Origin of the sequence: Aeromonas sp. HMWF014 (assembly GCF_963878295.1) — a bacterium.
GTDB classification, from domain to species: Bacteria; Pseudomonadota; Gammaproteobacteria; order Enterobacterales; family Aeromonadaceae; genus Aeromonas; species Aeromonas popoffii.
The window spans coordinates 1-5,634 of record NZ_CAWNYS010000060.1 but is presented as its reverse complement, the minus strand read 5'-3'; the positions used below and the strand labels follow the sequence as shown (position 1 = coordinate 5,634).

Annotated in this window: 6 protein-coding genes and 1 pseudogene; all 7 read left to right on the top strand. The window is 62.3% G+C overall.

All coding sequences use genetic code 11. From position 1 onward, the window contains the following. Positions 1-390 (top strand): annotated as a pseudogene (locus tag AAC083_RS22830) (MSHA biogenesis protein MshI); the annotation flags it as partial. Continuing rightward, the gene (locus AAC083_RS02375; protein WP_108537935.1) at positions 390-983 is read left to right on the top strand and encodes a PilN domain-containing protein; all 594 of its coding nucleotides are present in this window, start codon (positions 390-392) and stop codon (positions 981-983) included. The pseudogene AAC083_RS22830 and the gene AAC083_RS02375, both read left to right, overlap by 1 nt. After that, positions 983-1,630 carry a hypothetical protein gene (locus AAC083_RS02370; protein ID WP_042037981.1) on the top strand — a complete coding sequence of 216 codons (648 nt, stop codon included), beginning with the start codon at positions 983-985 and terminating at the stop codon, positions 1,628-1,630. Before AAC083_RS02375 ends, AAC083_RS02370 begins: the two co-directional genes overlap by 1 nt. Continuing rightward, positions 1,623-1,943 carry a SctD/MshK family protein gene (locus tag AAC083_RS02365; protein WP_108537934.1) on the top strand — a complete coding sequence of 107 codons (321 nt, stop codon included), beginning with the start codon at positions 1,623-1,625 and terminating at the stop codon, positions 1,941-1,943. Before AAC083_RS02370 ends, AAC083_RS02365 begins: the two co-directional genes overlap by 8 nt. Before the next feature lie 69 nt (positions 1,944-2,012). After that, on the top strand, positions 2,013-3,680 hold the full coding sequence (gene mshL, locus AAC083_RS02360) for a pilus (MSHA type) biogenesis protein MshL (RefSeq protein ID WP_108537933.1): 1,668 nt from the start codon (positions 2,013-2,015) through the stop codon (positions 3,678-3,680). A gap of 83 nt (positions 3,681-3,763) precedes the next feature. Continuing rightward, positions 3,764-4,654, top strand: a complete 891-nt coding sequence (locus AAC083_RS02355) for an ExeA family protein (RefSeq protein ID WP_108537932.1) — start codon at positions 3,764-3,766, stop codon at positions 4,652-4,654. Then, positions 4,651-5,634: tetratricopeptide repeat protein (locus AAC083_RS02350; protein ID WP_181364888.1), on the top strand; the 984-nt coding region annotated here is incomplete at its 3' end. The genes AAC083_RS02355 and AAC083_RS02350, both read left to right, overlap by 4 nt.

The following is a 5,634-nucleotide window of genomic DNA, read 5'->3' as shown; positions in this document are numbered from 1 at the left end:
CTCTATGAGGCTGACAACGCGGTACGCATGCTGTTGTGGCAGCCCAGGGGACAGGATCTGCAGCTGCTGGTATTCCATCAGGGCGGCCTCTGCTTCTCCCGCCAGCTGCGCGGCTTCACCGCCCTCACCGGTGAGCATGAGCCGGACAGCATGCTGCTCGATTCGCTGGCGCTGGAGATCCAGCGCTCCCTCGATTACCTGGTCGGCCAGCTCAAGCTGCCGGAGCTGGGTCAGATGCAGCTCGCCATCGCCTCACCCTTCATCGGTACCCTGGTGCGTCACATGGAGCAGACCTTCGGCTTCGCCGTCTCCGCCATGGCCAACAAGGCGATACTGTCCGGTGTTGAGTATCTCTCTGCCTATGCTGCCGCCATCGGGGAGGATGCCTGATGAAACGTCAGATCAACCTTTATGGCGCCGAGTTTCGCCCCAGACGCCAGTGGGCCAGCCTCAACCAGATGGCGCTGGTCTGGGGTGGCTGCGTGGCAGTGCTGCTCTGCATGGGCGCCTTCTACGGCTGGCAGCAACAAGGGGTTGGCCGTGAGCTGGCGCAGGTGCGCGCGGCGCTGGAGGTCAAGCGTGGCGAGGCCCAACGGCTGGATGCCGAGTTGACCCGCCACCAAGCCAATGCTGTGTTGCAACAGCAGCTGGCCAGCAAGCAGGAAGAACTGACTGCCAAGCAGGAGTTGATGCAGCAGCTGGGCAGTTTGGCGTTGCAAAAATCCCAGGGCTACGCTGGCCTGATGGCCGATCTCTCCCGCATTCGGGATAAGCAGCTCTCCTTGCAGCGTATCGAGATCGCCGAGGGGCGGATCAACCTGTCCGGCTTTGCCAACCATAGCCAGGATGTGCCCGCCTGGGTAAAGCGTTTCCAGCAGACCCCGTCGCTGGCGGGCAAGCAGTTTAGTGAATTGACCCTGAACCGTGACAAGGAGGGCCGGCTGGCCTTCCAGCTCAGCGGCATTGAGCGGGAGAAGCCCTGATGAGCCTGAAAGCACAATGGCAGGCATGGGCGGACAAGATTGCCGCCCTCAGCCAGCGCGAGCGGATATTGATCCTGCTGACCGGTCTGGTGCTGATCTGCGCTGGCGCCATCTATGGCTGGCTGGATGGCGCCGCCCTGCGGCTGGCGCAGGACAGGGTGGCCTTGACCACGGCCCAGCGGGATCTGGAAATCATGGATCTCGAGAACTTGGGCAAGCAGGCCAGGCTGGCGCGTGATCCCGATCAGAGCGTGCGCGAGCAGCTGGTACGGGTCGAGGGGGATATCGACAGGCTGGATGCCGAGCTCAAGGCCCAGACGGTGGATCTGATCCAGGCCCACGAGATGCCAGCCGTGCTGGAGGCTCTGTTGTCACGCTCCACCAATCTGCACATGCTGGCACTGACCTCCCTCGCCCCCCAGCCGCTGATGGCGGGGGATCAGCGCATCAACTTGTTCAAGCACGGCATCCGCCTCAAGCTGGAGGGCGGTTACTTCGATGTCTATCAGTACCTGAAGGCACTGGAGGCGTTACCCCGTCACTTCTACTGGAAGCAGTTTGACTACCAGGTGCAGGAACATCCCAAGGCCGTGGTGGAGATGGAAATCTACACCCTGAGCACCAGCAAGGAGTTTATTCGTGGTTAGATGGCTGACGCTATTGTGTTGTCTGCTGGGCGCAGTGGCCCAGGCCGAGGTGCTGCAGGACCCCACGGAACCGTTGGACGGGATGAACAGCCGGGCAGGGGTCTCGGCCAGCCAGAGCGCCGGTTTACCAACATTGCAGAGCGTGATGCTGGGCAATGGTCCGGCACTGGCGGTGCTCAACGGAAAAAGTTACCGGGTGGGCCAGCAGGTCGAGGGATATCGACTGGTGTCCATCAGTGCAGATGCCGTGGTGCTGGAGAAGGGGGGCAAGCGCCAGTCGCTGACCCTGTTTGCCAGCAAGGTCCGCATCTGAACGCGCCCCACCCGAGATGGTGGGGCAAGGTTTGTCGAGTTTAATTGAAAGTCAGGGTGCACTCATTACATGAAAAACAATCATCTCTGCCTGATCTCTGTGGCCGTGCTGGCGGCAGGCTGTACCAGCTACCAGCACCCCGAACCCGTGCAGGCCAAGGATGCACTGAAACACGCCATGGCCGAGCAGAACAAAGTCGGGGGATTGGCGACAGTGCCCAAGTCGGTACAGAGCGAGTTACTGCAGATGAATCGGCCGCCCCAGGCCTTCAGCATGCCGGAACCGCGGCTGCGTATCGCCGCCCACGATGTGGATGCGGTGGAATTTTTCGGCTCCCTTTTCAAGGGTTCCCGTTACAGCGTGGCCGTGCATCCCGGTGTGGCCGGCCAGATCTCCGTCGAGCTCAAGGACGTCACCCTGTCTGAAGTGCTGGCGGTGGTGGGTGACATGTATGGCTTTGATGTGCAGCGCAAGGGCAATGTATTCCACGTCTATCCGGCTGGGCTGCGCACTGAAACCATACCGGTCAACTACCTGATGATGTCCCGTCGTGGTCTGTCCCGTACCTCGGTCAGCACGGGCGGGGTGACAGCCAACGGCAACAACAGCAATAGCAGTAACTTCGACAACGCCAACAGCGGCAGTAACAACAGCAGCAATGCATCCAACGGCAATACCAGTTCGAATAACGGCAACGGCACCCGCATCGAGACAGACACCGATAGCGATTACTGGACTGATCTGCGCACCTCGCTGGAGATGCTGGTTGGCAGTGGCGATGGTCGTGCCGTCATCACCAGCCCGCAGGCGGGTCTGGTCACCATCCGTGCCTATCCGAAAGAATTGAAAGCGGTGCGTGAATTCCTCAGCCAGTCCGAGACCCACCTCAAGCGCCAGGTGGTGCTGGAGGCGCGCATTCTGGAAGTGGCTCTCAACGAGGGTTACGAACAGGGGGTGGACTGGAGTGGCCTTTCCGCCAGCTGGGATGGCAACAAGGGGATTACCGGTGGCGGCTCGCTCGCCCCGACCCAGCTGCCCACGACACCCAACCAGATCTTCACTGCACTGGGGGGCGGTGCCGGTTTCAAGATCTCCGATGGCAACTTCAACGTGGCGGTCAACCTGCTCAAGACCCAGGGGGATGTGAATACCCTCTCCAGTCCCCGGGTGACAGCGACCAACAACCAGAAGGCGGTGATCAAGGTGGGGACGGACGAATACTTCGTCACCAACGCCACTAGCACGGTAACCTCAACGACGGCCGGAACAGAACGCACCCCGAACGTTGAGCTGACCCCCTTCTTCTCCGGTATCGCGCTGGACGTGACGCCACAGATCGACGAAGAGGGCAAGGTGTTGTTGCACATTCACCCCTCCGTCATCGACACCGAAGAGCAGAACAAGACGATAAATCTGGGCACCACGGGGGGCAAGCTGGAATTGCCGCTCGCCAAGAGCTCGATCCGCGAGTCCGATACCGTGGTGCAGGCCAATAACGGTGACATCATCGTCATCGGCGGCCTGATGAAGACCGACAAGCAGGAGATCGTCAGCAAGGTACCGCTGCTGGGGGATATCCCCTGGATCGGCGAGGCCTTCACCAACCGCCGCGAGAGTACCAAGAAGGTGGAGCTGGTGATCCTGCTCAAACCGACCGTGGTGGAGAAGGACACCTGGCAAAACGAATTGCAGCGCTCCTCCGATCTGCTCGACAAGTGGTATCCGCCCAAGGGCTAAGCCATGACCCAGCACACGGTTGGCTTTGTTCCAGACGGCCTGTGGCTCGGTGCCACGGCAGACACCCAGGCCGGTGACGACTCATGTACCTGAACCACTTCGGTCTGCAGGAGGCGCCGTTCGGCCTCACCCCCAACACGGTTTTTTACTACGGGCTGCCTCCCCATGAGGAGGCGCTGCAGGTTCTTAATTGGGCTTTGATGCAGGGGGAGGGCTTCATCAAGGTGACCGGCGAGGTCGGCACCGGCAAGACGCTGCTCTGTCGCAAGCTGCTGAGCGAGTTGGGTTCAGAGGCCTGTCCTGTGCGTCTGGCCTGGCTGCCTAATCCGCACCTCACCCCCGCCGAGCTGCGCACCGCGCTGGCCCTGGAGCTGGGCTTGTCGGTACGGGAGGGCAACGAGCTGGATCTGACGGATCGCATTCATCGCCACCTCATAGGCCTGCATCAGCATGGGAGCCGGGTGGTGGTGCTGATCGACGAGGCGCAGGCCCTGCCGGACGAGACCCTGGAGGCGATCCGGCTGTTCGGCAACCTGGAGACCGAATCGAGCAAGCTGCTGCAGATAGTGCTGTTCGGCCAGCCGGAGTTGGATGCCAGGCTGGCCAAGCCCCATCTGCGCCAGTTGCGCCAGCGGGTCGGCTTCTCCTACTGCCTGCGGCCACTGCGCTTTGACGAGACCCGCGCTTATCTGGAGCACAGATTGCATGTTTCGGGTTATCGCGGGGCCCCGCTGTTCAGTGGTCGCGCCATGCGCCTGCTGTGGCGCGCCTCCCGTGGCATCCCGCGGCTTACCAACATATTGGCGCAGAAGTGCCTGATGTTGGCCTATGGCCGGGGTGAGCGTCAGATCGATGCCGGTCTGGTGCACCTAGCCATTCGCGATACCGACGATGCCAGCCGCCCCGCTCGGGGTCGCTGGTGGCCACTGTTACTACTGCTGGGGTGCGCCCTGGCCTATGGAGTCTGGCCATGAGCGTGATCAACCAGATGCTCAAGGATCTGGAACTGCGTCAGCAGGGGAGGGAGGGGGCCGTCTATGTGCCTCCTGTTCGGCAACAGGGCTGGTGGATGCTGGTGCTGACCTTGATCTGCGGTCTGGCCCTCGGCATTCTCGGCTGGCGGACCTGGATCTATTGGCAGCAGAGCCAGCGGGTTGTGCCTCAGAGTCAGGTGCAGGCGACCAGCGAGCCACGGCCTGATGCCGTTGCCCGCGTTGTGCCGGTCACACCCGCGGACGAGGAGCAGGAGCCTGAGCCGGTGGATCTGGTGGTGGCCTTGCCCACTCCGAGCGCAAGACCCGAGCTCGCAGCCGATCCCGAGCCGGTGCAGGAGGAGCAGGATGAAACCGGCTATGAAGCGGTGGCGCCGAGTGATGAAGCGCTGCAGCCTGACCTCTATGCCGAGCTGGAAGCGGAACAAGAGGCTGTCGTCCCGCCACCGCGCAAACCGGGTGTGCTGAAGATAGAGACGGTGAACCTCTCCGAGGCCGAGCTGGCAACCCTGGCCGAGCGCAAGGCCACCACCGCCATGGCCAGGGGGCAATTGCGCGATGCCCAGGACAACTACTATCAGGTGCTGGTTCATGCCCCGCACAATCAGGGGGCCCGCGAGCAACTGGCGGGTCTGCTCTATGGCGAAGGTCGGCTGAGCGAGGCCACTCAACTGCTGGAAGAGGGTATCCGGCTCGATCCAGAGCAGGCGGATTTTCGGCTGCTGCTGGCCAGGCTCGCCATCAGCAGCGGCGATCAGCTCAAGGCGCTCGGCTGGTTGACCGGCTATAAGCCGGATCTGGCCAGCAATCTGGATTATTACGCCACCTGGGCTGGCGTGACCCAGGAGCTGGGCCGCAATGCCGAGGCGGCCGAGCTCTATGTGACCTTGCTGCGTCAGCAGCCGGATCAGGGCCGCTGGTGGCTCGGGCTCGGCGTGGCCGAAGATGGTCAGGGCCACAGC

What these genes read in the sequence shown, in the direction of transcription:
- AAC083_RS02375 (WP_108537935.1), top strand. Translation starts at nt 390, where the DNA reads ATGAAACGTCAGATCAACCTTTATGGCGCCGAGTTTCGCCCCAGACGC.
- AAC083_RS02370 (WP_042037981.1), top strand. Translation starts at nt 983, where the DNA reads ATGAGCCTGAAAGCACAATGGCAGGCATGGGCGGACAAGATTGCCGCC.
- AAC083_RS02355 (WP_108537932.1), top strand. Translation starts at nt 3,764, where the DNA reads ATGTACCTGAACCACTTCGGTCTGCAGGAGGCGCCGTTCGGCCTCACC.
- mshL (WP_108537933.1), top strand. Translation starts at nt 2,013, where the DNA reads ATGAAAAACAATCATCTCTGCCTGATCTCTGTGGCCGTGCTGGCGGCA.